A 25,262-nucleotide genomic window follows, 5' to 3' on the forward strand; every position below is an offset into this window, starting at 1 on the left:
GTGTCTTTTAAAGGAACGTGAAGCCGCTATTTGTACGAAAACAACCGAATTTCAGGATTAGGAGGAACGTAGATCCTCTATTTCATAGTTTTTCCTCCAGATTGCCGTTATTTCAAGAAATAGAGTCCTTACGTTCCGCCTAATTCAATTTCTAGCTCATTTTCACAAAATAGAGGATCGTCGTTCCTCATGACTTCACTTACTTAAAAAAAGGCCATCAAGTCCCACCGCACATGCGGACGAACTTAACGGCCTTCAAAATCATTCAAGCCTAAGAAACAATAGTCCACTCTACTTCCCATCTGTAAAATATGAAAGCTCCATTGCCCACCTATTCCGCATCCAGAAAATCGCCGTACGTAGTTTCCTTAAACCTTTCTTTCCAAGGAGAGATGGCTTGCAAATTCTCATAAATCTCTTCCGCCTTTTGAATGCAAACCGATTGGACAATTCGGGCATATTCCATACATCCGGAATCTTGAATCATTTGCAAAAAATCCTCTTTCTTTTCCAAAAGGAACTCTGTAGTAATTTCACCCTCATAATAACCTTTCAATTGGCTGAATGCCGTATCTTCAATGGATAGTAGATACAACACAGGAAGCGTTCGTTTCTTTCCAATCAAATCGTTTTTCACATCAAACCGAACAAGATCTCTCATATCATTTTGAATTTGATGAATAAGGCCAATACAGTCAGCTAATTGATGAATCTGTTCAATGGTTTCCTCCGTGCATTCTAAAGCAGAATAGCCCATGAAACAGGCAAGCCGGAATAAGGAACCTGATTTCTCTTGCGTCATCATTAGATAATCATCTACAGTTGATATCGCATTGGTTATATCTTTTTGTTGGCCGTTAACCGATCTCGAAATGATTTTACTGACCTCGACAAGCAGCTTATCTTTGACCTGCAAGTGCCCCAATTCACCTAGAACTCCCATGAACAGCGCCATAACAGCATTCAAGGTAATGGCTTGCGGACATCGCATCCATGGCTTACTACCTTGATCTTGATCCTGCAAATCATCCATAATATCCAAAGTTAGAATGACCAGTTCCGTCACCGCAGCAAGTCGATGAATGTGAGGTGAGTCTCCTCCTAACATCCTGTGCGTGCAAATCGTGATCTTAGACCATGTACTGTTTTCCTTTTCTTTATCATCTATAAAAGATTTAAGCAGAGTATTTAAATCTTCTACATAAATATAGTCATCAATAACACGATGCATATGCTGCTGGATGTCCTGCATCATTTCCTCCCCTAAGCCTGCGTGTAATATTTGCTTTTAATAAACTTTTCTAGTGCTTCTGTTCTTGATTTGGCGCCCCATTTGTCGTAAATCTTACGTAAATAATTATCAACAGTTCGCTTGCTCATAAAGATGCGTTCTGCAATTTGATCGTGAGTCGCCCCCTTGACCAACATGTTCATCATGAGTACTTCTTCCTCTAGCAACACACAGTCATCCTTGGCAGATTCTCCACTTAATTGCATCTGGTGAAAGAATGATAACGGCAGCATCGTATGGCCATCCAACATACAATTCACCATATTTTTAATCGTTCGTTCGCTCGACTCCTTCGATAGAACGCCGCTTACTTTGATTTCGATTAATTTATTCAAGATGCCCTGTATATCAATTCCCGTAAAAATAACAATATGCATATTCGGATAAATGTCCTTTAACTGAGCAGCGACTTCTGTACCGGATACATCAGGAAGTTGATAATCTAGAAATACGAGGCCTGGCTGATGCAGCTCTACTTGTTCCAAGCATTGTTTGGCATTAGCGACAACACCGATAACTTCTATACCATCTATTTCTTCTAATAATGTCTTGGTCGCACGCGCAAATAAAGGATGATCATCAACAACCAATGTCTTGACGACTTCAATCATGCTGAAATCACTTCCTCCGTTGGTATTGTAATTATAAATTTCGTTCCGTTTCCGTTATGTGTGTTGAGCTCAAAGCGTCCACCCACATGCAAGACTCTGCTTCTCATTTGTTCAATCCCCATGCCTGATGCGCCAATCTCTAGATGAACTTCGTCTCTGTCACGAAATCCTACCCCGTCATCCTCATATATTAAGCAAAAGTAATTATCTTTTTCCATTATGCGGAAGTTAACTTTGGAAGCCTGAGAATGCTTTTTTGCATTATTAAGCAGCTCTTGGACGATTCGAAATATATGCCGCTTAGTAAGCAAATCTTTGGTTTCGATGACAGCAGAATGTCCTGCATCAAATTCAAGCTCAAATGGTGTTGTATATGACTCTTTCTCTAAATACATCTTTAACGTTTGAATCAGACCTACCTCTTTTAGCAAATGAGGATTTAACTCAAAGCAGCTTTGGCGCAGGCTGGCATTAATCATTTCCACAAAATTATTCATATTTTTCAACAGCACCTGATCTTCTTGATGCATCGTTGACTTATCTGCAAGAGAGGATATTCTTCTTTTGAGAAAGAAAAGATCCTGCATCGTCGTATCATGAAGATCGCTAGCAATTCGAATTCGTTCCTCTTCCTGAAGTTCAAACATCACCTTACGAAACCATAAAATATCATTCGCAGCCGTTTCTTGAGGAAGCTCGGAAGCTAATTGCTGCAATCTAGCTGTTAACTTGCGGATCAAGTGGACATTTTCCAAGCTAACTTCCAAATAGGATGTAATTAGCTGCAACCACTGCCTCTCTTCGTTCGAAAGCATCGTGTTTGTCTTTTTGCGTGTCACTATTAAATAACTCGTATATTCTTCGTGGCTATTCATCTCCAAGCACGTATATAGTGGATGATCGAGCAAGGATGATGAGTTGACAAGCTGCTTAACCTCTGAAGTATCTATTTCCCCTTCGTAAATGATCTCGGTTTCGTTCTTATACTGGAACACAATGGCTCCACCCATGACCTGAAGTGTACCAACAATATCCAAGAGTATAATTTCTTTCAACTCACGGAAACTGGAAATGGTTCCTAGGTTTTTGGAGATTTTCTTCAAAGCCAACTGCAGGGCGAATTTTCGCGGGAACAAAAACGGTTCAAGCCGCGTTGTCAAATATTCGGCTGCATACAGCACCGTAGAAATTAGTAGCATCGACCCGACGAAAACGAACAGAATTTGCTTTTCATCCACTACATGGCGAAATAAGAAAGCATATGCCCCTGTAAACAGGCTGGCTGGTAAAATAGCCAACAGACCCGCGAACAAAAATCGCCTGAACACAAGACCGATATCATATAACTGATTGGAAGCAATCAGGTATGCAAAAGAGATGGGAAACAATAAAATAAACCCATTTGTATATATGGCATCAATAATCCAATGTCCAACAATTACTTGTGGAAGAAAGGAGAAGCTGATGACCGGTAAAAAAGAAATAAACAGTGATAACCAAACGTTCTTTACAATGCTGGACACGTAGGACTTTTCTTTACGGACTTTGAAATACATAATCGTTAATACACACAAGTTGAATAAAGTGACGCTAATGAAAAAGCCTAAAGTTACTGAGCCATTATAACTATGAATCGTATATGCTATCGAAGGGTAAAGGAGCAAGCATCTTATACAAAATCCTACTATCGCTATCGCATACAAATATTTCAAAATCCTAGACGGCAAGTTCAGATTTCCTTTTTCCTTGAAAAAGACAATTAGAAAGTGAAAAAATACAATCGGCAATACCATCATCATGCTGGTGATTACAATTTTTCCAACAGTATCTCCCCTCACAGAAGCACCTAGACTCGTGTAAATGATTGTCATGGTTAGAAAAACAGCTGCGAGCAGCCTGGCTGATGGAGAACGGCGCATTTTTCCAAAAAGGAAAACAGCCATAAACAGACACACGAATTCCTCTACTAGCGGAACCACATCGTATATGGCCGTGCTATTGATGTTTACATCGATCTTGTGCTCATCCCCGCCTCTACTAATCAACAATGTATGGGCTTGCTCTACCGTTCTCCATTTTTGAACATTCGGGAATGCATCGGGAAGCCTACCGTCTACTTGCTTGACGATATCGCCTACTTTAACGTCCAGCTTCATACTGGCGCTTTCCTGATCCAATTCGTTAATCACCCATTGTTGCTGTGGAGTTAATTCAAGATAAATCCCTATATAAGGGGATTGAAAGGTAATATACGAGAACCACACTTGCAATATAACGAAAATCGATATACAAAACGCAACTCCATATTTATTTCTCATAATCTACCACCCTACCATTTATTTGCTATAATACAATTGTAGTCTAATCGTTCGAGAAAGGAGTGACTATATGCCTATCATCCAATTAACTCCGCAATTACATGATGCTGTTCACAAGTTGACACGCGTCAATTCACGCGAAGATGCAAGCCCTTTCTTAAATGAGCTATCTTTATCTAAAAAAGAGTCAGCAGCAGTGCTTAAAACCTTTTATTCTACAGTAGATACTAGAAAAAAAGGACCATCTGAACCAAGAAGTAAATGGGATTAATGCCTAGTATTATTTTACCAAATAAAAAAAGGATTGTATAATTAGCCCCGGCTAATCATGCAATCCTTTTTTTCGTTTTCATGTAATGGTTTTTGCATTTTTTGCACGAGTATGAAAAATACTCAGAAATCAGTGAAATGATTTATGTGATGCCCTTGATACAAGTTAACTTTATGATAATAAGTATATATATGGAAAACACACTTGGTTCTTTGCATGGATGAGAAGAAAGGAGTTCAAGGTATGAAAGATAAACTAATGAGCCGATGGAGTACCTATGAGCCCTTCTATATCGAACTAGCTGACAAAAAGATCGTCGATATTGTCATCACCCATCATGCCCATACTCGATGGATCACTCGTGTGGAAGAGGAAGAAACGAGTCTTGAGGATATATGTAAGTATTTGTGGGATAAGCTTAAAAGTGGCAAAATAGCGCCCTACTACCGCAACGAAGAAGAAGTATACGTTATCGATGATGATTTACTAATGGTCGTGCAATTTACTGAGGTAGAGAACGAAACCGATCTGGTCGGCAAACCCTTACATAGAATGATTGTCATCACCTTCCTTGGATTTATGTCTAAAACCATGGAATTACGTGACTTACGATCCTATTATTCTTGGCTGCGCCATTCCAGGAGAATGACGCTAATGAAGAATAGCAGGAAAAAAAGATAATGAGGAAAACATAATGAAATCACTTCGTAAAAAACACTGCGGCGCATAGAAGAACAACCATTTCGGTTATTCTCTCATGCGCCGCAGCGCTCAATTCAACCCTTAAGCCGTCCCGAAGGTGACGCCCAGTTCCCGAAGCCGCTTGCGGTACGCGATGCTCAAGCGATCTGTATTCAGGTGCAGCTCCGCTTGAAGATCGAGCGGCAGCAGCTCTGGCTTCTGGTTTTCGACCATTTCACGATCCTGCTCAATGAGCAGATCTTGAAACTGAACGAAAACTTCGTCAGGTTCCTCATAAGCATAGTTCCTCTGCTTCAACATGAACGCTTTGCTCGTCTGCTCCGTTTCCGGCAGCACCATCAAGAACAACCGGAAGATATGATCCGTATCACGGTCTCTTTTGGTGAAAGCGACACAGAGCGGACCGAACACTTCGTATACGTATCGGCTATGTACGCCGCGCCCCGTTCCATCCGGGTCGGGTTGATAGACGACGATTTCCTCTGAAGTAAGGACACCGTCCTCCTCGGAAACCTGATAATCCCCAATTTCGGCAAATTCACTATCACCCAGTAGACCCTCATGTACAAACATCAAGTGGGATACGTCGAGGAAGTTCTCTATAATACGAGGTCCTGCAGCTTGCAGAGTGTAAGGTCCCATGATGACTTCTTTGAAGCCGTCAGGGATATACGCACTCACTTTTGGAAGAGAATGAACTGGTGCACCTAAGCTCACCCAGATAAACCCATGTGCCTCTACACATGCGTAGACGAACGCTTTCGCCTTGGAGGGAATCGCTCGATCAGCAGGCAGAGACGGAATTCGCGTACAAGTACCGCAGCCGTTATAGGACCAACCGTGGTAAGCACAGACAAGTTCATCCCCCTTCACTTTGCCCAGCGATAGTGGTACTCCCCGATGAATACATAGGTCCTTGAAGGCGTGGACGCCTTGCGAAGTGCGGAATACAGCCACTTTTTCACCTAACACGATGACAGGTATAGGCTTCTCTAACAGTTCTGACGACAACAACACCGGATGCCACTCGTCAATCAAAGCAATATCTTGTATCGTCATCGTCCTTACGTCCTCTCATGCTTATTTAGGAATGACACCTTTAATGCCCTTAACAAACCAGGTTGTGCCCAAAATCTCTTCGTCTGTCATCTTTTTACCCTGTTCAAAACGCGTCTTGCCATCTTGATCCACGATAGGTCCTTGGAATACGTCGAAGGTACCATTCAAGATATCTTGCTTCTTCTTCTCGACAAGAACTTTAACGTCGACTGGCACATTTTTACCTAGAGGAGCTATATCTGTAATGCCTTCTTTCATGCTTCCGAAATATGCGCTGGATTTCCAAGTTCCGTCCATGACACTTTTAACCGTCTGCACATAGTAAGGTCCCCAGTTCCATTTCGGGTTCGAAATATACGTCTCAGGTGCAAATCGGCCCATATCCGAATCGTTTCCAATCCCCCACACTTTGCGTTCCGCTGCAGCTTGAATACTTGCCGGAGAATCTTGGTACGCAGCCAAAACGTCAACGCCTTTATCCAGCAAAGAAATCGCAGCTTGCTTCTCCGTCGCCGGATCGAACCAAGTATTACTCCAAACCACAGACACATCAATGTCCGGATTGACGCTTTGCGCACCGAGTGTAAAAGCATTAATGGTATAAATAACTTCTGGAATTGGGAATGCACCGACATAACCTAAGTGATTGTTCTTGGTCATTTTACCGGCCGCCATACCTACGAGATAAGCACTTTGGTATTCGCGCCCCATGTAAGTCCCTAGGTTAGGCAATGTTTTATAGCCAGTTGCGTGTAGGAATGTCACCTTCGGGTGCTTTTGAGCTACATTGTACATCGGGTCCATATAACCAAAGGACGTTCCGAAAATAATATCGTTTTTCTGGGCTAACTCTTCAAACACACGCTCCGCATCAGGACCTTCAGGAATATTTTCAACCGTGGTTGCTTTGATGCCGAGCTCTTTTTCCAACATTAAACGGCCTTGATCATGCTCATAGGTCCAGCCTCCATCACCGGGAACCCCGATATAGACAAAGGCGACTCTAGGCAGCTTTTTCTCCACTGATGACGGCGTTGCATTAGCAGCTTGGGTTGAAGCTGGGGATGCATTAGGTGCGGTCGTGGTGCTAGTCGTAGTTGATTGTCCAGAGCAAGCGGTTAGGAACATAAGTAAGATAGCTGTTAAGGAAAACATCCCTTTTTTTGTCATAATGGCTTCTACCCCTCTCTTTTTATCGACAAACCACATCTTTCTACCGCTCTAAAAATGCCTTCATAGCCCGTGCATCGGCATATATTGCCGCACAGTGCCTCTTCGGCCTCCGCCCTAGTCGGGGTAGGATTCTTTTCCCATAAAGCCGTAAGCGTAACGACCATACCAGCGGTACAATAACCGCACTGCAGCCCTCCTTCCTCTAACATAGCTTGCTGAACAGGATGCAGCTCTTCCCCTGCCGATATCCCCTCAATAGTCGTTACTTCCTTACCCGCCGCTTGATAAGCCATGAGCAGACAAGAATTAACGGGTTTACCATCAAGCAGTACCATGCAGGCTCCACATCGCCCTATCTCACAAGAAACTTTGGTTCCTGTTAAAAGTAAGTCATCGCGCAGGATATCCGACATCCGTTTGGAAGCAGGGACCGGTACCGCAACAGCCTTACCGTTAATGGAACATTCAAGCACATAAGTGGTATTAATCAATGGCCTCCACCCCTTCTAACCAGTCGATGGACTGCACGATGTTCTCCGGTGAAATCGGAAGTCGATTTACCCAAATCCCCGTTGCTTGCCGGACCGCTGCGGTAATGGCCGGGGCCAAACCGACGGAGCCGATTTCGCCAACCCCGCGCGGGCCAAATGTATCACCCTCGGGCAAATCTTCGATCGCTTCTACCCGAATGGTATGAGGGCTATCCTTGAAGGTTGGAACCAGGTACGTGTCCAAATTATGCCGGACGTAATTGCTGTCCTTCATGACAGCATCCTCGGTCAACGTAAATCCCAGTGCCATCACGCTGCCGCCTTCGATCTGCCCGAGGAACCCCATCGGATTAATAACAGGACCTGCTGCTATGACGTGATCGGTTTGCAGCACCTTCACTCGCCCCGTCAGCATGTTCACTTCCACTTCCACGATGACGGATGCGTAGGAATATAAATAATGAGCGCCGACCAGCCCTTCCGGCGTCGTCGGGTAATCGAACTCCGTATGCGCGATGATCGGCTGGGCTGCTGCCTCCGCAACCCCCGCCAACTCCGCATACGTCACAACCGGCTTACCCGATCCATCGCCCTTGCGATGAATCCCGCCTGCGCCGGTTGCCAGCTCTTCGGCTGTGAGGCCGGCGAGTGCAGACGCCTGCTGAAGCAGCGCCTGCACGAACGACGGCTTCAGCCGCTGCAGTGCGCGCCACATCATCGTGGTGGCGCGCGAAGCGGTGCTGGATCCGCTGCTCGGCACGCGATCCGTATCGCCGATGACGATGCGGATGTCTTCGGCGGCGCAGCCGAAAAAGTCTTGCAGCATCAACGTGAGCGCTGCATAAAGCCCTTGCCCGAACTCCTCGAAGCCGAAGGAGGCCTGGATCTTGCCCTCCGGCGTAAGCTCGATGCGTCCGCCGGAGTGATCCGGGATGCCCAGGCCGAGCCCGGCGCCGTGCATCACCATCGCTGCGCCGACGCCTCGGCGGATCCACGGGGCTTGATCTTCGCTCTTGTGATCTTCGCCCTTGTGACCTTCGCTCTCGTCATCCCGCTCTGCCCCCTGCAGCCTCTCCGCTGGATCCTGCTGCTTCTCGCCTTCGCCCTGCTTTACCGCTTCATCTTGCTTTCTCTCGCCCGCGTCCTCCTGTACCGCTTCATCGCCTTCCCGCTTCAGCTTCCCGCGCTTCGCCCAGAGCGGCGACTCCTTCACCTTGCTCCACACTTGGCTCGCGCCCTCGGTCTGCACAATCTTCTGTCCCATCGGCCCCGGGTCGCTTGGAGCGCGCAAGTTCAGCTTGCGCAGCTCCCAGGAGTCCATACCGAGCTTCTCGGCTAACCGCTCGATTTGGCTTTCAACGGCAAAAATCACCTGATTGCCGCCAAAGCCCCGAAACTCACCGGAAACACCGTTATTCGTATATACACTCGTCCCCTGAACATCTACATTCGGAATGTTATAAGGTCCTATCGCATGTTCCGTAGCAAAATTCAATACCTCACAACCCAAGGTTGCATAAGCGCCTGTATCCGCAAGAATACTGACTTGATGCGCGACGAGACGTCCCTCTTGATCCGCGCCGGTCTTCATCCTAATCCGCATCGGATGCCGTTTGATGCCTGATATGACCGATTCACGCCGCGAATTGTGCATCTTGATCGGTGATCCCGTCTTCAATGCCATCAGGGCACCGAAGGGCTGCACATTGAGCTCATCCTTACCGCCAAACGATCCGCCAATCGGACTGGATACGACCCGAATCTGCTCTTCAGTCATCCCTAGAATCCTTGACAGCTGCATCCGATCCTTGTAACCATGCTGCGTCGGCGAGTAAACCGTCAATCGCCCATCATCCTCTGGGATAAATAAGCCGCCCTCTGTTTCCATGTAAGTATGCATTTGACGAGGCGTAAAGTACGTCTCCTCAACAATATGTGCACACCTCTCGAACGCCGTCTCTGCCTCCCCATGCTTCAAGCTGGTTCGGTGAAGCAGATTGCCATCGGGATGCAGCCTAATTGCACTCGCGTCTAGCGCCGTTTCTGGATCATCTACAATGGGTAATGGCTCATAATCAACTTCAATCAAGCTAAGCGCATATTCAGCGATCTCTTCCGTATCCGCAGCTACTGCCGCCAAAGCGTCCCCCATGTAACGAACACGTTCATGACAGAACACAGGCTGATGCGGGAAGGCAATGCCGAATAAATTCATCCCAGGCACATCCTCTGCCGTTACCACGACGCGCACACCGGGAATCATTATCGCCTTGCTTGTATCGATGGAAAGAATCCATGCATGAGGATAACGACTGCGAAGTACCTTCCCATGCAGCATGCCGGGTGCTGTTAAATCCGTGAGATATCGGAGCTTACCGGTTACCTTTTCCTCACCGTCAGGTCGGATAATCCACTTTTTTGCATACGTATCACGACCTAGGAGCATCCGCTCCGCCCCCTTTTTGCCACGCTTTATAGCACTCAGAAACGATGAGATTGGCCGCTGTCTGCTTGCGATAGGTTACACCGGCATAATCATCAGCCACAGCATCAAATTCCGCGAACACACCCTTATGCAGATACTTTAGAAGCTCCTTGGATAAAGGCTGGCCAATGGCAGCGGCCTCCAGATCTTTAAACCTTGCTGGAACAGCGCTTCCTCCACCCGCAGCTAATGCAATGCTTGTGAGGGTTCCATCCGTTCCGAGCGCTAGCCTCCCAGCCACTGTTACAACCGATGGGGTGAATGCTTCCCTTCGTCCCACCTTTAGATAAAACTCATAGCGGCTTCCCTCTTCCGCATTCATCTGAGCTGCCGTTTGCACCACGATCCCTGTCATTACCTCGTTCTGGGTCGAAATCGAACTTTCCAGCCAATCCGTCAACGCCAGTGAACGTTCATTCTGCCCATCCGAGCAAATGATTTGGGCGTCCATCACAAGCAATACAGGTATCAGGTCCCCCGTTCGTGACATTACGTTGCCTCCGATAGAGGCTAAATTTCGAACAGAGGGCGCTGCAATCTCCGAGCAGGCTTGCACTAGGAGTCCGCATCTTTGCCTAACCAGCTCATTTTTCATCAAATCGGCTAAACAAAGGGCTGGCCCTATATGAATGTGTCCAAGAGAATCAACCGTTAATCCCGAGAGAGATGAAATACTTCCAAGGCTAATTAGATGCTGCGGGAGCGGTGAATGACCGTTTTCCCAGCGAGTACGCAGCCAGGTTCCCCCAGCAATGAGTACCGAGTCATCTCCCCATTTATGCTTCAAACGCATAGCTTCCTCTACACTCGTAGGCTGCCATACTGAAGGCTGCTGCTCTGGCAGCTGGTACAAAGGAACTGACATGAACAACCCTCCTTAAAGTTTTTCTTTAGAAAAACTTACTTCGTAAGAGATACTTGAGTTTTCCGTAGGAACACTTACTTTGTAACCATTACTGAGCTTTCATCTCAGCCGCCACTTGAGGGGCCTCGTGACGAGGTTTACTACTTTAAGCCACTTGAGGCGCTCTGACACGGGGTTTACCACTTTAAGCTTGTTTTTCATCGTTACATATACACTTTCACTCATTCCCCACACTTTAGCGATGAATTTCATCGTTATAGCCGCCACTCAAGGGCTCTGACATGGGGTTTACCACTTTAAGCTTGTTTTTCATCGTTACAGATACACTTTCACTCATTCCCCACACTTTAGCGATGAATTTCATCGTTACAGCCGACACTCGAGGGGCTCTGACATGGGGTTTACCACTTTAAGCTTGTTTTTCATCGTTACATATACACTTTCACTCATTCCCCACACTTTAGCGATGAATTTCATCGTTACAGCCGCCACTTGAGGGGATCTGACATGGGGTTTACCCCTATAAGCTTGTTTTTCATCGTTACATATACACTTTCACTCATTCCCCACACCTTAGCGATGAATTTCATCGTTACAACCGCCACTTGAGGCGCTCTGACACGGGGTTTACCACTTTAAGCTTGTTTTTCATCGTTACAGATACACTTTCACTCATTACCACACTTTAGCGATGAATTTCATCGTTACAGCCGCCACTTGAGGGGCTCTGACATGGGGTTTACCACTTTAAGCTTGTTTTTCATCGTTACAAATACACTTTCACTCATTCCCCACACTTTAGCGATGAATTTCATCGTTACAGCCACCACTTGAGAGGCTCTGACATGGGGTTTACCCATTTTAGGTTTGGTGCAAATCTTGTGAACTAAGTTCCCATTTATTCAAAAGCCATCCGCATATAAATTAGATATACTATAAACAATATGCAAAAACCGCGTCAACTAACTTAACAACACTTTGTGTTTTTGTATAAAAAAATAGCGCATTATTAGTAATAATGCACTCACACTCTCTTTTATGTTATTTAAGTTCACATATATTGGTGCGAAAATATTTTTTTCGCCTGTTCATAGCGATCTACTGTGTCAATGTCCATAAATTTCAACTGTTTTTTCTCTTCCACAATTTGACCGCGGTACACAGGTAAGCGTAATAAGGATCGAGCTCCAGCATCCCCTTCCAAAGCAGCAGCAGCCGGCCACATCCCTCGCCCCAAAATAACAGGAGGCTTCGGCATCCCCTTATCCCCGCTGGCGATGTAATCGCAGCCCGCTTCCTTATTAAACGCATTCGTTAGGCGAAATAGCATCTGACTATCTACGAAAGGCTGATCCGCCAACAGAACTAAGATGCCATCTGCACCCATCTCTTCCGCCACCTGGATCCCCGTGCGCAGCGAGTGCGCCATCCCGTTTTCAGCATCCGCACATATCTCAATCCGGCATCTGCCCAATAATATATGCATGTGAGCTTCTTCCGGTAACCAATCCAAGGAATCCCCAACACGCACGACAACAACCACACTATGCAGTTCAGAATGAAGAGCTTGCAGCAAAGCAAGCCCGCCAAGCCGTACGCCTTCAGCCATTTCTAGCGACTGCTTCGCTGTCCCCATCCGTTTGCTGCTGCCTGCAGCCAAGTACACACCAACGATTTTTTTCTTCACAATGCTCACCAAGGGCGGCAGCTTTGGATATCTCGCCCCATGGCTACAGAGGAGGTCCACTCTCCAGTCGTGCGAACACCACGCTTCATACGTATCAATTCAGCTACTATGCTGACTGCATTTTCGACAGGGCCTTCCGAGCCAATGTTTAAACCAACGGGATAATGCAGCCAATCCGGCCGCTCTAGTCCTTCAAGCATCCTCTCCGTTCGATCCCTCGAACCCATGATACCGAGGTAGCGCAGGGTTGACTCCATAGCTCCCCGCACAAATGCTGCATCCTTCTCAAACTGGTGACTCATCACGATAACATAATCCTGCGCATTCAGCTTTAGTTCTTCCACTAATTGCTCTGGAAAAGCTACGACCGTCTCCGATTCCGGAAAACGCTCCACATTGCAGAAAGCTTCCCGCCAGTCCGCTACCACCACGCGAAACCCAACACTTGCCGCCATTTGGGCAAGTGGAATCGCATCTGGATTCGCCCCAAACACAATTACCCTCGGCTTCGGCGTAAACAATGAGGCGTGCACAGCGTGTCGGTCTGTAGATACTCCCTCATCTGGATGACACAACGTATACGTTATATTCGAATACCCATCCGAGTATGTGCGAAGAAGCTTCACGGCCTCTCCGCGATCCAAGCTAGCTTTCACCACCAGCAGATTGACAAGCAGCTCCCCTGAAACAGGCTCCAGCAGGATACGAATCAACCCGCCGCAGCCAATCGTTTCACCCCAGCCGAAATCGTCTGCCGGTCTCATGTCGTATTCCACCATTTGCGGTTTTTGCGACTCCCATACAGCAGATACGTATGCGGACAGATCCGCTTCCAAACAGCCGGGAGAAATACTGCCTAGCGAGCTTTCATCCGCCATCAGCAGCATAACCGCCCCTTGCTTGCGATAAGCATGACCTTCCACATGAATGACCGTCGCTAATACACGCGCCTGAGCATTACTCTCCACCGCTTGCAAAATGTCATAAGCCTCCATCACTCATCGCACCTCGCCTTATGGATTTATCGTCCTACCAGCCGATCGCTAAACCGTCGCCCCGAGGATCCGCAGCACCGCTCATGAAACCTTTCTCATCAATCACAATGCCCTGCGCTTGCCCCATAATCCCATCCCAAGGGTTCACAGGTTCAACACGATGTCCCCACCTTTTCAAACGCGCATACACATCGCCATCCAGACGGTGCTCGAGCTTCAGCGCATCGCCATCTTCCCCCCATGTACGGCCGTATACCCAACGCGGTAGCGATATGGCTTCTTGAATGGACAAACCATAATCGAGCACGCCTGTCAGTATGGACAGCTGTGTTTGCGGCTGACCTTCTCCGCCCTGTGTACCGAAAAGCATGTAAGGTTTCCCCGCTTTGCTCACCATGGCAGGCATTAACGTATGAAATGACCTTTTGTTAGGCTCTAGAACGTTCGCGCATGCGGGATCCAGCGAGAAATAAGAACCTCGATTTTGCATAATAATGCCCGTATCGCCTGGCACATAAGCAGCACCAAAGTCGAAATACAAGCTTTGTATAAACGAGACCGAGTTCCCTTCATCATCAACAACAGCCGCATAAGCCGTATCCTGCCCGATCGCTGGTGATAGGTGTTCACTCACCTTGAGAGGTTCCGCTTGAATCTCATTCCAGAGCTCCGCCGCATAGGATTTAGAAAGCAAACGCTCCAGCGGAATTTCCCGAAAACGGGGATCCGTCAAGTAAAGGTCACGGTCTTTGAACGCCTTTTTGATCACTTCTGACATCATATGATAAAAATTCGCGGAGGCCCGCGGAACCGCACTAACCTCTATATTTTCCAGCATATTCATCATCATTAGCGCTGTGAATCCTTGTGAATTCGGCGGCATTTGATAAATCTCATATCCACGGTATGTTGTTGAAAGCAGTTCCACCCATTCTCCCGAATAAGTACGGAAATCATCTTCCTGCAGCAATCCACCATCCCGCTGAATGTTATCAACAACCTTTTGCATGAAGGAACCCTCATAAAAGGCCTCTCTACCTTCAAGTTGAACGATACGTAACGTTTGGGCCATGTCTTTCTGAACAAGACGATCTCCTTCCTTCAAAAGCTCGCCGTTCGCCATATACAAGGCACTCAGCTGCTCAGAAGCCCGAATGAAAGCCTCGTCCTTGCGCATCCAAAAAAGCAAATTGCGCGAGATAGGAAAACCGTTTTCCGCATAAGCAATAGCTGGATCGAGCAGCTTCTCCCACGGCAGCTTCCCGTACTTCTCCCATACTTGCCACCAGGCATCGACCATGCCCGGAACAGTTATCGCACTTAGAATTCCTCTTTGCGGAATCGTATCTAACCCTTTATCTTTGTAAAAATCAGGCGTCGCCAGCGCAGCTGACTTCCCGCTTCCATTAAAGCCCGTAAAAGTACCCGTCGCTGCATCATGCATGAGGAAAAAGGCATCCCCGCCAAGCCCCGTCATGTGCGGGTAGACGACTCCTAGTGTCGCACTTATCGCAATCGCGCTATCAAATGCATTGCCTCCCTGCTGCAAAATGGCACTCCCCACACTGCTAGCCAAATAATGAGGCGTAGCAATCATGGCACGCTCGGCTCGCGGCATGATGTTTAACATGGCAGCTCCTCCTCTTTACGAGCATATAACGTTAACGCGGCTTGCAAAGCCTTGCCGACTGTAATATCGGCGCCGTGCCATAGGAGAACTGCTTCCAGTGCACCAAGGACGTGGAGAACGTTTTTTTGATTACAGCTAAAGCCCATCGTGCCGATTCGCCAAATTTGACCCTTCAGCGGTCCGAAAGAACTGGCGATTTCAATGCCGAAACTATTTAACAGCATCGACCGCACAGATTCTCCAGCAATTCCATCTGGAATACGGATGCAGGTCACAACCGTCAGCTTACAGTCCGGATTCCCATATAGCGATAAGCCCATTGCCTGAAGGCCTGCAACTAATGCAGCCTCATGGCACTGATGACGACGATATCGATTTTCTAGGCCTTCCTGCAGGACAAGACGCAAGCCCTCGCGCAAAGCGTACAACATCGAGGTTGCCTCCGTATGATGATTGAGCCGTTTCGGGCTCCAATAGTCCTGAAGCTGGCCCAGGTCGAAATAGTTGCTCGCGACTGGCTTGCCAGCTGACACCGCCGAACCTTTCTCACGGAGTCCTCGTTCAATGGTTTTACGTCGCATAACCTTGGCTTCGACTCGCTCATTATACGTAATTGGCGACATGCCGGATGGGACGGATAGACACTTTTGCGTTCCGCCAATAACAGCATCCAGCTGCCATTCGTCTGTCTTAACCGGGACACCGCCAATCGTAGCGACGGCATCCACAACAAGCAGGGCATCCACTTCACGGCAGGCTGCTCCGATGCCATCAAACGGTTGGATACAACCCGTGGATGTTTCGCCGTGGACGATCGCAACGATACTCGGTTTTTCCCGGTGTATGGCAGCGATGATTTCCTCTGGATCGAACACCTTGCCCCATTCTCTCTCCAGCAGGACAACCTCTGCACCGCAGCGCTCCGAGATTTCCACAAGCAGATTGCCAAAGCGCCCATAAATAGGAACAAGTACCTTGTCCCTCGGTTCAATCACACTTACCAAAACTGCCTCAATCCCTGAACGTGAGGTGCCATCTATTGGATAAGCCCATTGATTTTTTGTTTGAAAGACATCACGAAGCATTTCCATCGTCTCATTCATCAGTTCAGTAAATTCAGGATCGAATTGTCCCAGAATCGGATAAGACATTGCCCGCAGTACCCGCGGGTCGACCTCAACGGGTCCTGGGGTCATTATCGTTCGCAGCGAGGGCGACAAGTCTTTATAAGATTTCATCTACTTTCCCCCCATAGCCATATTGGTATAACACATGCACCAGTGCTTGGAAACCAGCGACAAGTTCGGCCGGTTCCGTAAACTCATCAGGACTGTGGCTAATGCCAGCGCGACTTGGAACGAAGATCATCGCTGTCGGACATATCGGCCCGAACAACTGAGCATCATGTCCTGCCCCGCTAGGCAGCCGCATACTCTGGAGCCCATAGGCATCACAGGCAGCTTCAATTTCTGCCGAAATCCCTTCATGCATAGCCACAGGCGAAGCATGTAAATTTTCAAGCGTATCTATTTGAAGATCTCTTCGCTTCGCGATTACTTCAAACTCAGCTAATAATCTCGCACGAAAAGCATCCATCTTCCACTCGTCAGTATGCCGAATATCCAGCGTAAATTCAACTTCCCCCGGTACCACATTCGATGTTCCCCGCTTCACTTCCAAACGACCAACGGTAGCTACAAGCGGTTCCCCCTCTTCCAGCGCCATCCGCTCTGTCAGAGCCACCATTTCCGCAGCTCCTGCAAGAGCATCCTTTCGCATCGTCATCGGAGTCGTCCCGGCATGATTCGAGGTGCCCGTTACAACTACCGTTAACCTAACTTGACCTACGATAGCTGTAACAACGCCAATTTGCTTCTGCTTATACTCCAGGACAGAGCCTTGCTCGATATGAATCTCAATATACGCTCCTATATCTTCGCGCTTCGCAGGGTGTTCACTTACACTCACAGTGTCGAATCCAGCTTGCTGCATTGCCCCAAGCAGAGTCACACCTTCAAGATCAGCAATCCCTGAGACTCCAGTCAGCGACCTCACACCCGTCACATGCCCAGAGCCCCAATAAGTGAGCGGGAAGCGACTTCCCTCTTCCTCACAGAATGAAACCACTTCAAGAGTTCGTTCTGGAGTTCCATAAGCAGCCTTCAAATAACCAAGTGCCATCATGGAGGCTACTATGCCATATGCCCCATCGTATTTACCGCCGTTTTTTACCGTGTCTACATGAGAACCTGTAAGAACCGACTTCAAAGGAAGGTTATTCCCTTGAAGCTTTCCAAATACATTACCAACGGCATCGAAGCCTGCTTCCAGCCCCAGCTCGTGCATTTTTTGGTTTAAAGCCTGCTGCGCCTGCAGCCATGGCTGCGTATATAACAAACGGGTGACTCCCCCCTCTGGGTCAGCGCCATACGAGGAAAGCCATTCCAGTACTTCGAGCATCTGCTCTGCGTATTGTGTCAGCAAATCCAGCGAGTTCGGTGTCATTTTAGCCACCGTCTTCACCTCCGATCACTGCTGCGTGGCGCAACCAAATCCCATCTCGGTCTGCTTTCTCCGCTCCCCCTTCACCAAGCTCATACACCTTAGCACCTCGCACGAAAGTCGCCCTCACTCGACATCCGAACGCTTTCCCTACATAAGGACTATGTTTATGGCGGTAAAGCAGATCACTCTCCCGAAGTGAATAGCTCAGCTTCATATCTACTAAAGCAAAATCAGCATCCGCACCTAAAGCGATTTCACCTTTGCGGGGATGCAGCCCAAACCGCTTTGCTGGCTCAAGGGATAGCATCCGCGATAACATAGTTAGCGGCACCTTTCTGCGTAGGTAGCCTTCGTCCAGCATAATCTCCAGCGAGCTTTGCGCGCCGGATATCCCGCCCCACGCCTCGAAGAAATCCCCTTGCTTCATATGAGTAGGGCAAGGCGAGTGATCCGAGGCGAGGATGTCCAACTGCCCCTCTGCCAGCGCCGCCCACAGCTGAGCTTGATCTTCCGATGTGCGCAGCGGAGGCGCACATTTGGCAACCGATCCCAGCCGCTCCAAGGCGGCGCTAGTAAGCACTAAGTAATGCGGACACGTTTCCACCGTGACGTCCAGCCCTTTGGCCTTCGCCTCCGTGATGGCCTGCACAGCTTCCGCGCTGCTAATATGCACGAAGTGCAGCTTGCAGCCCGTCTCCTCGGCGTAAAACAGCGCGCGATTCACCGCTTCCAGCTCCGCTGCAATTGGCCTCGTCGCGACGAAGTCCAGCGCCCCGCGTCTGCCTTCCGCGAGTGCCTGCGCAGCCAGCTTGGATACGATCTCCTCGCTTTCAGCGTGAAGTGCGAGCACTAGCCCCAAGCGGGCAATTTCTTTCATCCCTTCGTAAAGGGTCAGGTCGTCTACCTCAGCGAAAATATCTTCCCCTTCTCCGCCAGGACAGGACATGAACGCCTTAAATCCAATGACGCCAGCTTCCGCAAGCTCTTGTAGATTGCCCACATTGCCTGGAACAAGCCCACCCCAAAGCGCATAATCGACCAAGGATTGTCCTTCAGCCGCTTCCAGCTTCCGCTCAAGCGCACTTAGCCGAACCGTAGGAGGCACGCCATTCAGCGGCATGTCAATATAAGTCGTGCATCCGCCAGCCGCGAGCGCCGCTGATCCGGTAGCAAACCCTTCCCAGTGACCAAGTGCTGGTTCATTGAAATGAACATGCGCATCAACCATCCCCGGCATAATGTGCAAATGTTCCGCATCATAGACAGGTGTATCCTCCGAGTACGCGAGGTTTTCGCCTAGAGCAGCAATTTTGCCACCTTGAATACCGATGTCTAACTGGCGTACTTCCTCTCTCAGGACTACGGTACCTTTTCGAATTACGAGGTCAAATTGGTTAGTCATACGAACCCCTCCCTCGGAGTCTTTCATGCTGCAGCCATCCTGCCAGCGTTAACTTCCTCGATATGTGTTATAACCCCATGGCGCAATTAGAAGCGGCACATGATAATGAGCATCTCTGGTCGATATACCAAACCGAACCGGTACTTGATCCAGGAAAGCAGGCTCTGAGAGCTCAGTGCCAATTCCTCTGAAATAATCTCCTATATGAAAGACTAGCTCGTAAATTCCCGGTATAAAATCATCCCCGCTAAGCATCGGCCCCTGAAGGCGGCCATCCGCATTCGTCACTTCCGAGCGAAGCAGATTCGAGCGCCCATCTTGGAGACGAAACAAATCAATCCTCACTCCACTAGCCGGTCGTCCACTGCTAATATCCAATACGTGCGATGTTAAACCAACGCTCATAGACCCTCCAGGTCACTCTTTGTCATGGAAAAGCCTTGGAAACCATATGGCGGTCTAGGTTCAGTAAACACCTTACCTTCACCAATGGAAGCTTGCTCCAGAATCGTTTCCCACGTCCGATTGTTAGATTCGAAGCGAATTTCTTTTAATTGAGGAAAACGAGTGAGCGAGCGCTGCCCGATTCGATAAATAAGATTTTGAATCGACGGTGAATGCTGCTCATGGAATACGGTATGCGCAATATCACGAATTTGCTCAGCAGCTACATAGCGCCCGAGATCAGAGTCCAGTGCATCTGCCACTTCTTCATAGCTCCAAGCCATATCTAAGAAAATAAATAAAGGACGGTCAAACGATTCCGGAAGCGTCGTATACTCATCTCGAACGAAGCCCGCGAAAGAACTCCCTTTTACTTTTATGAGCTTCAAGTCAGCGACGCCGCCTGCATGTTCCTCTACAGCAATCCCTTCATCCGTGCGCACGACTTCAACCAGCGCGGTCGGATGTTCATTTTGCGAATAACGGTATACGAGATCACTACCTTCAAATCCTTTTGCGCCAGGAACCGGCAGCACTTCGAAAGATACTTGATCTGCCGTCATCTTCACACCTGTCATCTGTGGGTACGTCTCTAGGAAGTGGCGTCCGGCGAACTCTAGAAACCCTTCAGCAGTTGCGCCTTCATACTCGCCAGCTTTGCGCAGGATGAAATTCTTCATCGAGTCCGTGGCAACAACCATCGAGTTATCCCCTTCTGTGAAAGAGGTAAAAAACTTCTCTCCGCTAACCGCCACCTTGATATTCATCCCGAACAGCACATTATCTCGTCCCGTAAAGCCCGACTCCGGTATTAATGTCAGATTCGTCAGCGGCTTTGCATATGAACGATACACCCATACATCACCCTTGCCGTAATACATGATTCTCTCCGATCCGTTCGCTTGCTTCATCGCTTTCGCCTCCGCTTCATTGACTAACAGTGCCTCTAGGCGAAACCGCCCAATTTTACAAACCTCCTGCAAAGCTTTCGCAAGCTCCTCTTCCTTATTTCGATGTATCCGGGTGTGAATCGCTTCTCGAATGGTCTCTTTGGTCTGGCCCTTTACGGCCATAATAAAAGGAAACTGAAAGGTTTCCGTGTACCGCTTGTTATAAGCTAGCAATTGTTTATATTCTTCTGCAGTTAATTGGTTCAGACCGGCACCGGACTGCTCCTGCACAGAATGATCCGTCATCCGCACTCGCGTCCCTAAGTCTGGATGCGCTCTAAGCAGCGCAAGCTGCTCCGCCCGCTCAGCAAGCCAAACCTCACGTTCCAAAGCACTGATCAATTCCTTCTCCGTCGCAAAAGGCCGCGAGCTCCATGCCCGCTCTGCTACCCATGGCGAGTGCTCAAATAGAGGGCCGAACCTATCGATGAAATCTTCCTGATTCAATTCATTCACTTTATGCAGCGTCAGCTTCACTACCCGTCACCTCTATTTCTCTGAAAATTCCAACCATTCTTTATCAAGATTTGTTTCATTGTAAATGCGCTTTGTATCATGGTCAATTTATATGAAAGAAGTTTGTAAACTTTCATAACATCAGTAACTTTTTTTGTGAGCCTGCACCTTTTCGTGTCATCATTAAAATAAACCTAGCCTACGACTAGGTTCTCTACAATTTGTTCTCGGGGATAAATAAGCAAGCCAGATGATCTTATTCCGGCCAACTTCGCGATTTTTTGTGAGATAAGACCACACAGCGTGCTTATCTGCTGCAATTCCTTACCTTCTGGGCTCAAGAACGAACAATAAGCACCCGTAACTTACTTATGCCTGCAAACAGCAGCAATCCGAACAAATAAGTATTTTTAACTGCTTTATTCCGAGTACATTGAACCCCTCATAGGCTCTTGCAATTACACATCTCATGTTGTAAATAATGCAACAATTCACAAGCCAAATAGCAATTTTGCTATTTGAAGTTGCAGTTCGTACAACATTTCGACCCCATTTATTGCAAAATGGCCTTATAAGGTAATTATTGTTGTACTTGATGCAACAACCGGTGAGAAAAGCGGAATTCAGGTAGAAATTGTTGCACTTTATACAATATGTAGCTGAAAGGATAAACAAGGGAAAATCTTCGCTTAGCCTAGAGTCAAAAAAATACACCTCGGCTCTCTGGTTCATAGGGCAGCTTAACGCTTCCATTTGACCATTTCCAGCTAAGGTGTATGTTTCATATCTTTGCAAGACGTATGTTTGTTATCTTTACAGCTGTATGCTTGTTATCTTTGCAATAAGCAATTACGACTGCATGGTTCCTTCTTTGCGGTACTGATTTGGCGCTATGCCTACTACTTTTTTAAAGGCTGTACTGAAATAATGCTGGGAGTCATAGCCCACTTTTTCGGAAATTTCAATAATCGTCATATCCGTTGTACTCAGGTAATGAATCGCGTGTTTAATACGCGTATGAGTGAGCATATTCACAAAAGGTATACCTAGTTCTTGTTTGAATATTCTTCCCAAATACACAGGGGAAACCTTCATTTCATTGGCGATCATTTCCAACGTTATTTCCGGGTCGCTATATCTCTGTGCAATGTAATCCTTCGCCAGACGAACAAAAGGAGACAGATGTGCTTCTTTATATAAGGAAGTTCTCGCCTGCTGGTACACGTTAGAAACACCCGTAACGCCTTCTATGCCCTTCAGGAATTGAGAAGCTATGGATATTTTCAAATACGTTTGCACAGCCGCATCAATTTTCTCGATATCATCTGCGGGAACCGGTTCCCATACCAATACAACCAGCATCCCCAAATGGTCTCGAAATTTGACCAGCGTGTAGGGAGATAACAGCTCTTCAACGATATTCTCAATGGCAAACAAATAAAGCTGACGGTCTCTTTCAGATAAAAGTTCCTTACCTCTTGAATTCCCGGACCATTGAATAACACCTAGCGTACTCGGCGCTCGATCGGGCATCTTCAGAAACGCAAGCTGCTCTCTGATCTCAACCTCACTAAGTCCCCCATCCATCCATTCCAGGCAGAATCGTTCTCTTAATAGCGAGAAGTTCCTTTCGATCTGTTTGGAAGCCATTTGCAGATGCTCTTCTTTCTCCAAAGAAGAAGCCATTTGCTTTGTTATTTTCGTCAAAACATCTGCAAGCTGCGCAGGATTCACCGGTTTGAGGATATAATCATCCACATTCAGGCGGATGGCTGCTTGCGCATAGGTAAACTCATCGTGTCCGGTTATGATGATGATTTTGCAATCCGGCAGCTCCTCACGCATGTGTTTGATCAATGACATACCGTTCATTATGGGCATATTGAGATCAACAAGCAGGATATGAACACTATGCTTACGTGCCAGCTCTAAAGCCTCTTCACCGTCCTCTGCCTCTGCGACAACCTCCAAGCCAAGCTGATGCCAGTTCAAAGAACTTAGTATGCCTTCACGAATGATCGATTCATCATCTGCAATCAATACTTTCCAGGGCGGACTTACGATCATACGGACACCTCTCTTTTTAATACTGGATGTGTAATCGTTACGGTTGTTCCCACTCCCTTTTTGCTTTCAATGGATACCCCATAAGCTTCTCCGAAGCTAATCACAATTCGTTCGTGCACATTCGTTAATCCATACCCCTCACCCGATGGAGGATTTGTTAGTATAAATGACGATTCCTGCCCTGCAGGAGGCGCATCCTGCTTATATTCACTTGCTGCTGGGTTCGACTTAGAAGCAGCCGCTTCCAAGGTTCGCCTTAATCTCTCGAGCTTTTCCTCTGACATTCCTGCTCCGTTATCGCTAATGGTGATAACCACTTTTTCAATCTCATTCCTAGCGTTTATGTCGATATTACCAGGTCCACGGCGCTCTTTAATCCCATGATAGATGGCATTCTCGACAATTGGTTGAAGAATCAATTTGAGCACATACAGCTGATGGAGCGAAGGGTCAATGACAATGGAATAATTCAATTTTTCCTTGTACCTTGTTTTTTGAATGATGAGATAACTCTTCACGTGCTCGAATTCTTCCATCAGCGTAATGACTTCATTCCCCTTACTAAGGCCTATGCGAAAGAGCCTTGAAAGCGAATCGACCACTTCCGTCACTTCATGAGCCCCGCTTTTACGAGCTAACCATAGAATTGTATCGAGTGTATTGTATAAAAAATGCGGTTTTATTTGCGCTTGCAGACTTCGCAATTCCGCTTCCCTCTTTTGCCGCTGCTCCTTCTCGACCAAACCGATCAGCTTCGTAATTTGCATCAGCATTGTGTTGAAGCTTCGTCCCAACATGCCGACCTCATCTGTTCTTTCATCCTTGAAACGGATAGACAGATTACCATCCTCTGCTCTTCTCATGAATGACGTTAGCTGCCAAATAGGGAGAGAGATGGTATAGGATAAATAATAGGAGGCCGCAATCCCGAGCAAGCATACAACGAAAACAAACATGATCAAATAAAGGCGGATTTCACGGACCTCTCGGACCGTCTCTTGCGTTGAAAATACACCCACCGTTGTCCAATTCGTAAAGGCAGATTTCCGATAAATGAACTGCATGTAGGTGCCATCGATCGTTTTAGAAAAAGTACCCGCGGGATTCTCGTCAATCCAGTTTCGCTGAAACTTGCTCACAAGAGGATGCTCCGGTGTATAGATACTTTCGCCTTTATTATCGATAACCATCAAGTAGCCCGATTTCCCCAAGCTTACGTCCTGTACGGTTTCTGCGATGACTCTAAGTTTTAAATCAATAAGAATGACACCTTTGACCGCTTGGGTTTCGGGATCCAGAATCGCCCTGACCACGGAGACAATATCCTCATCCTTGTAGTCAACGTGCGTGGTAACATTTCTTCCCGAGGGATGGCCCACAATGCTGAATATCCCTTTTTGATCAACAGCTTCCTTATACCAACTTTCTTCGGTTAAGCTCCGGGTTGTTCGGGCGTACATTTCGTTACTGAGGTAATCCCCCTTTGCATTCACCACCAGGATACCCGCTACTTCGGAATAAAGGGTTGTAAATCCTTGAAGGAATATCCGCATATCGTAGGTCTCAGATGCCTGCATGGCTGGCTCACCGCTTAGAAACCGCCTGACTTGTGGGTTAAAGGAAGTGAAATAGGTAATATTCTGTAAATTCCCCGCATACGCTTCCAGCGATTTATTCACATTTCCGATTAATTGAGACGTATGCTCATTAACCTGTTTTTCGATAATGCGATCAGTCGCTAATGCAATCAGAATACCCAGACAAATAGCCGGCAAAATGCTAATTAGTAAGAAGTGCATGATTAACTTATAACGGATTGGCCAGTTATTCAGTGTAATCCATTTGAACATCTTCATGCGC

21 protein-coding genes are annotated in these 25,262 nt (G+C 47.3%); 2 read left to right on the top strand and 19 right to left on the bottom strand.

Annotated elements, in window-relative coordinates:
- Positions 1 to 331: 331 nt before the first annotated feature.
- From ASD40_RS03490 to ASD40_RS03500, 3 genes are read right to left on the bottom strand one after another with little or no spacing between them, the layout of a single operon-like run.
- Positions 332 to 1,255: a polyprenyl synthetase family protein gene (locus ASD40_RS03490; protein WP_063870704.1), complete on the bottom strand. Its 924-nt coding sequence runs from the start codon at positions 1,253 to 1,255 to the stop codon at positions 332 to 334.
- Between the two features lie 8 nt (positions 1,256 to 1,263).
- Positions 1,264 to 1,902, bottom strand: a complete 639-nt coding sequence (locus ASD40_RS03495; RefSeq protein WP_057301938.1) for a response regulator transcription factor — start codon at positions 1,900 to 1,902, stop codon at positions 1,264 to 1,266.
- Positions 1,899 to 4,220 (bottom strand): ATP-binding protein, encoded by a 2,322-nt coding sequence (locus ASD40_RS03500; protein ID WP_057301939.1) that lies wholly within the window; start codon positions 4,218 to 4,220, stop codon positions 1,899 to 1,901. Before ASD40_RS03500 ends, ASD40_RS03495 begins: the two co-directional genes overlap by 4 nt.
- Positions 4,221 to 4,290: 70 nt before the next feature.
- On the opposite strand from ASD40_RS03500, the gene ASD40_RS03505 reads away from it, so the two are divergent.
- Complete coding sequence (locus ASD40_RS03505) at positions 4,291 to 4,491, top strand: hypothetical protein (protein WP_057301940.1); 201 nt, start codon at positions 4,291 to 4,293, stop codon at positions 4,489 to 4,491.
- A gap of 243 nt (positions 4,492 to 4,734) precedes the next feature.
- The gene (locus tag ASD40_RS03510) at positions 4,735 to 5,172 is read left to right on the top strand and encodes a hypothetical protein (protein WP_057301941.1); all 438 of its coding nucleotides are present in this window, start codon (positions 4,735 to 4,737) and stop codon (positions 5,170 to 5,172) included.
- 102 nt (positions 5,173 to 5,274) lie between these two features.
- On the opposite strand, the gene ASD40_RS03515 is transcribed toward ASD40_RS03510, so the two are convergent.
- The 16 genes from ASD40_RS03515 to ASD40_RS03585 form a co-directional block, all read right to left on the bottom strand.
- Positions 5,275 to 6,252, bottom strand: coding sequence for an aromatic ring-hydroxylating dioxygenase subunit alpha (locus tag ASD40_RS03515; protein ID WP_057301942.1), 978 nt, complete (start codon positions 6,250 to 6,252; stop codon positions 5,275 to 5,277).
- A 21-nt stretch (positions 6,253 to 6,273) separates the two neighbouring features.
- Positions 6,274 to 7,422 carry a BMP family ABC transporter substrate-binding protein gene (locus tag ASD40_RS03520; protein WP_057301943.1) on the bottom strand — a complete coding sequence of 383 codons (1,149 nt, stop codon included), beginning with the start codon at positions 7,420 to 7,422 and terminating at the stop codon, positions 6,274 to 6,276.
- A gap of 8 nt (positions 7,423 to 7,430) precedes the next feature.
- The gene (locus ASD40_RS03525) at positions 7,431 to 7,916 is read right to left on the bottom strand and encodes a (2Fe-2S)-binding protein (RefSeq protein WP_057301944.1); all 486 of its coding nucleotides are present in this window, start codon (positions 7,914 to 7,916) and stop codon (positions 7,431 to 7,433) included.
- Positions 7,909 to 10,362 carry a molybdopterin cofactor-binding domain-containing protein gene (locus tag ASD40_RS03530; protein ID WP_057301945.1) on the bottom strand — a complete coding sequence of 818 codons (2,454 nt, stop codon included), beginning with the start codon at positions 10,360 to 10,362 and terminating at the stop codon, positions 7,909 to 7,911. The genes ASD40_RS03525 and ASD40_RS03530 overlap by 8 nt, the downstream gene beginning before the upstream one ends.
- The gene (locus ASD40_RS03535) at positions 10,346 to 11,266 is read right to left on the bottom strand and encodes an FAD binding domain-containing protein (protein ID WP_057301946.1); all 921 of its coding nucleotides are present in this window, start codon (positions 11,264 to 11,266) and stop codon (positions 10,346 to 10,348) included. The genes ASD40_RS03530 and ASD40_RS03535 overlap by 17 nt, the downstream gene beginning before the upstream one ends.
- A gap of 235 nt (positions 11,267 to 11,501) precedes the next feature.
- Positions 11,502 to 11,645, bottom strand: coding sequence for a hypothetical protein (locus ASD40_RS38440; RefSeq protein WP_156389882.1), 144 nt, complete (start codon positions 11,643 to 11,645; stop codon positions 11,502 to 11,504).
- Between the two features lie 672 nt (positions 11,646 to 12,317).
- Positions 12,318 to 12,953, bottom strand: a complete 636-nt coding sequence (locus ASD40_RS03540) for a nucleotidyltransferase family protein (RefSeq protein WP_156389883.1) — start codon at positions 12,951 to 12,953, stop codon at positions 12,318 to 12,320.
- A gap of 5 nt (positions 12,954 to 12,958) precedes the next feature.
- Positions 12,959 to 13,948, bottom strand: a complete 990-nt coding sequence (locus ASD40_RS03545) for an XdhC family protein (protein WP_057301948.1) — start codon at positions 13,946 to 13,948, stop codon at positions 12,959 to 12,961.
- A gap of 34 nt (positions 13,949 to 13,982) precedes the next feature.
- Positions 13,983 to 15,578 carry a gamma-glutamyltransferase gene (gene ggt / locus ASD40_RS03550; protein ID WP_057301949.1) on the bottom strand — a complete coding sequence of 532 codons (1,596 nt, stop codon included), beginning with the start codon at positions 15,576 to 15,578 and terminating at the stop codon, positions 13,983 to 13,985.
- Positions 15,572 to 16,816: a pyridoxal-phosphate-dependent aminotransferase family protein gene (locus ASD40_RS03555; protein WP_057301950.1), complete on the bottom strand. Its 1,245-nt coding sequence runs from the start codon at positions 16,814 to 16,816 to the stop codon at positions 15,572 to 15,574. Before ASD40_RS03555 ends, ggt begins: the two co-directional genes overlap by 7 nt.
- Positions 16,803 to 18,083, bottom strand: a complete 1,281-nt coding sequence (locus ASD40_RS03560; protein ID WP_057301975.1) for a M20 family metallo-hydrolase — start codon at positions 18,081 to 18,083, stop codon at positions 16,803 to 16,805. The genes ASD40_RS03555 and ASD40_RS03560 overlap by 14 nt, the downstream gene beginning before the upstream one ends.
- Position 18,084: 1 nt before the next feature.
- Entirely contained in the window at positions 18,085 to 19,485 is a 1,401-nt protein-coding gene (locus ASD40_RS03565; protein WP_057301951.1) for an allantoinase, read from the bottom strand.
- A gap of 48 nt (positions 19,486 to 19,533) precedes the next feature.
- Entirely contained in the window at positions 19,534 to 19,890 is a 357-nt protein-coding gene (uraH, locus tag ASD40_RS03570) for a hydroxyisourate hydrolase (RefSeq protein ID WP_057301952.1), read from the bottom strand.
- Positions 19,887 to 21,356, bottom strand: a complete 1,470-nt coding sequence (gene pucL / locus ASD40_RS03575; protein ID WP_057301953.1) for a factor-independent urate hydroxylase — start codon at positions 21,354 to 21,356, stop codon at positions 19,887 to 19,889. Before pucL ends, uraH begins: the two co-directional genes overlap by 4 nt.
- A gap of 828 nt (positions 21,357 to 22,184) precedes the next feature.
- On the bottom strand, positions 22,185 to 23,402 hold the full coding sequence (locus ASD40_RS03580) for a response regulator transcription factor (protein ID WP_057301954.1): 1,218 nt from the start codon (positions 23,400 to 23,402) through the stop codon (positions 22,185 to 22,187).
- On the bottom strand, positions 23,399 to 25,258 hold the full coding sequence (locus ASD40_RS03585; RefSeq protein ID WP_057301955.1) for a cache domain-containing sensor histidine kinase: 1,860 nt from the start codon (positions 25,256 to 25,258) through the stop codon (positions 23,399 to 23,401). The genes ASD40_RS03580 and ASD40_RS03585 overlap by 4 nt, the downstream gene beginning before the upstream one ends.
- Positions 25,259 to 25,262: the final 4 nt, after the last annotated feature.

This window comes from Paenibacillus sp. Root444D2, from assembly GCF_001426375.1.
Lineage (GTDB): Bacteria > Bacillota > Bacilli > Paenibacillales > NBRC-103111 > Paenibacillus_E.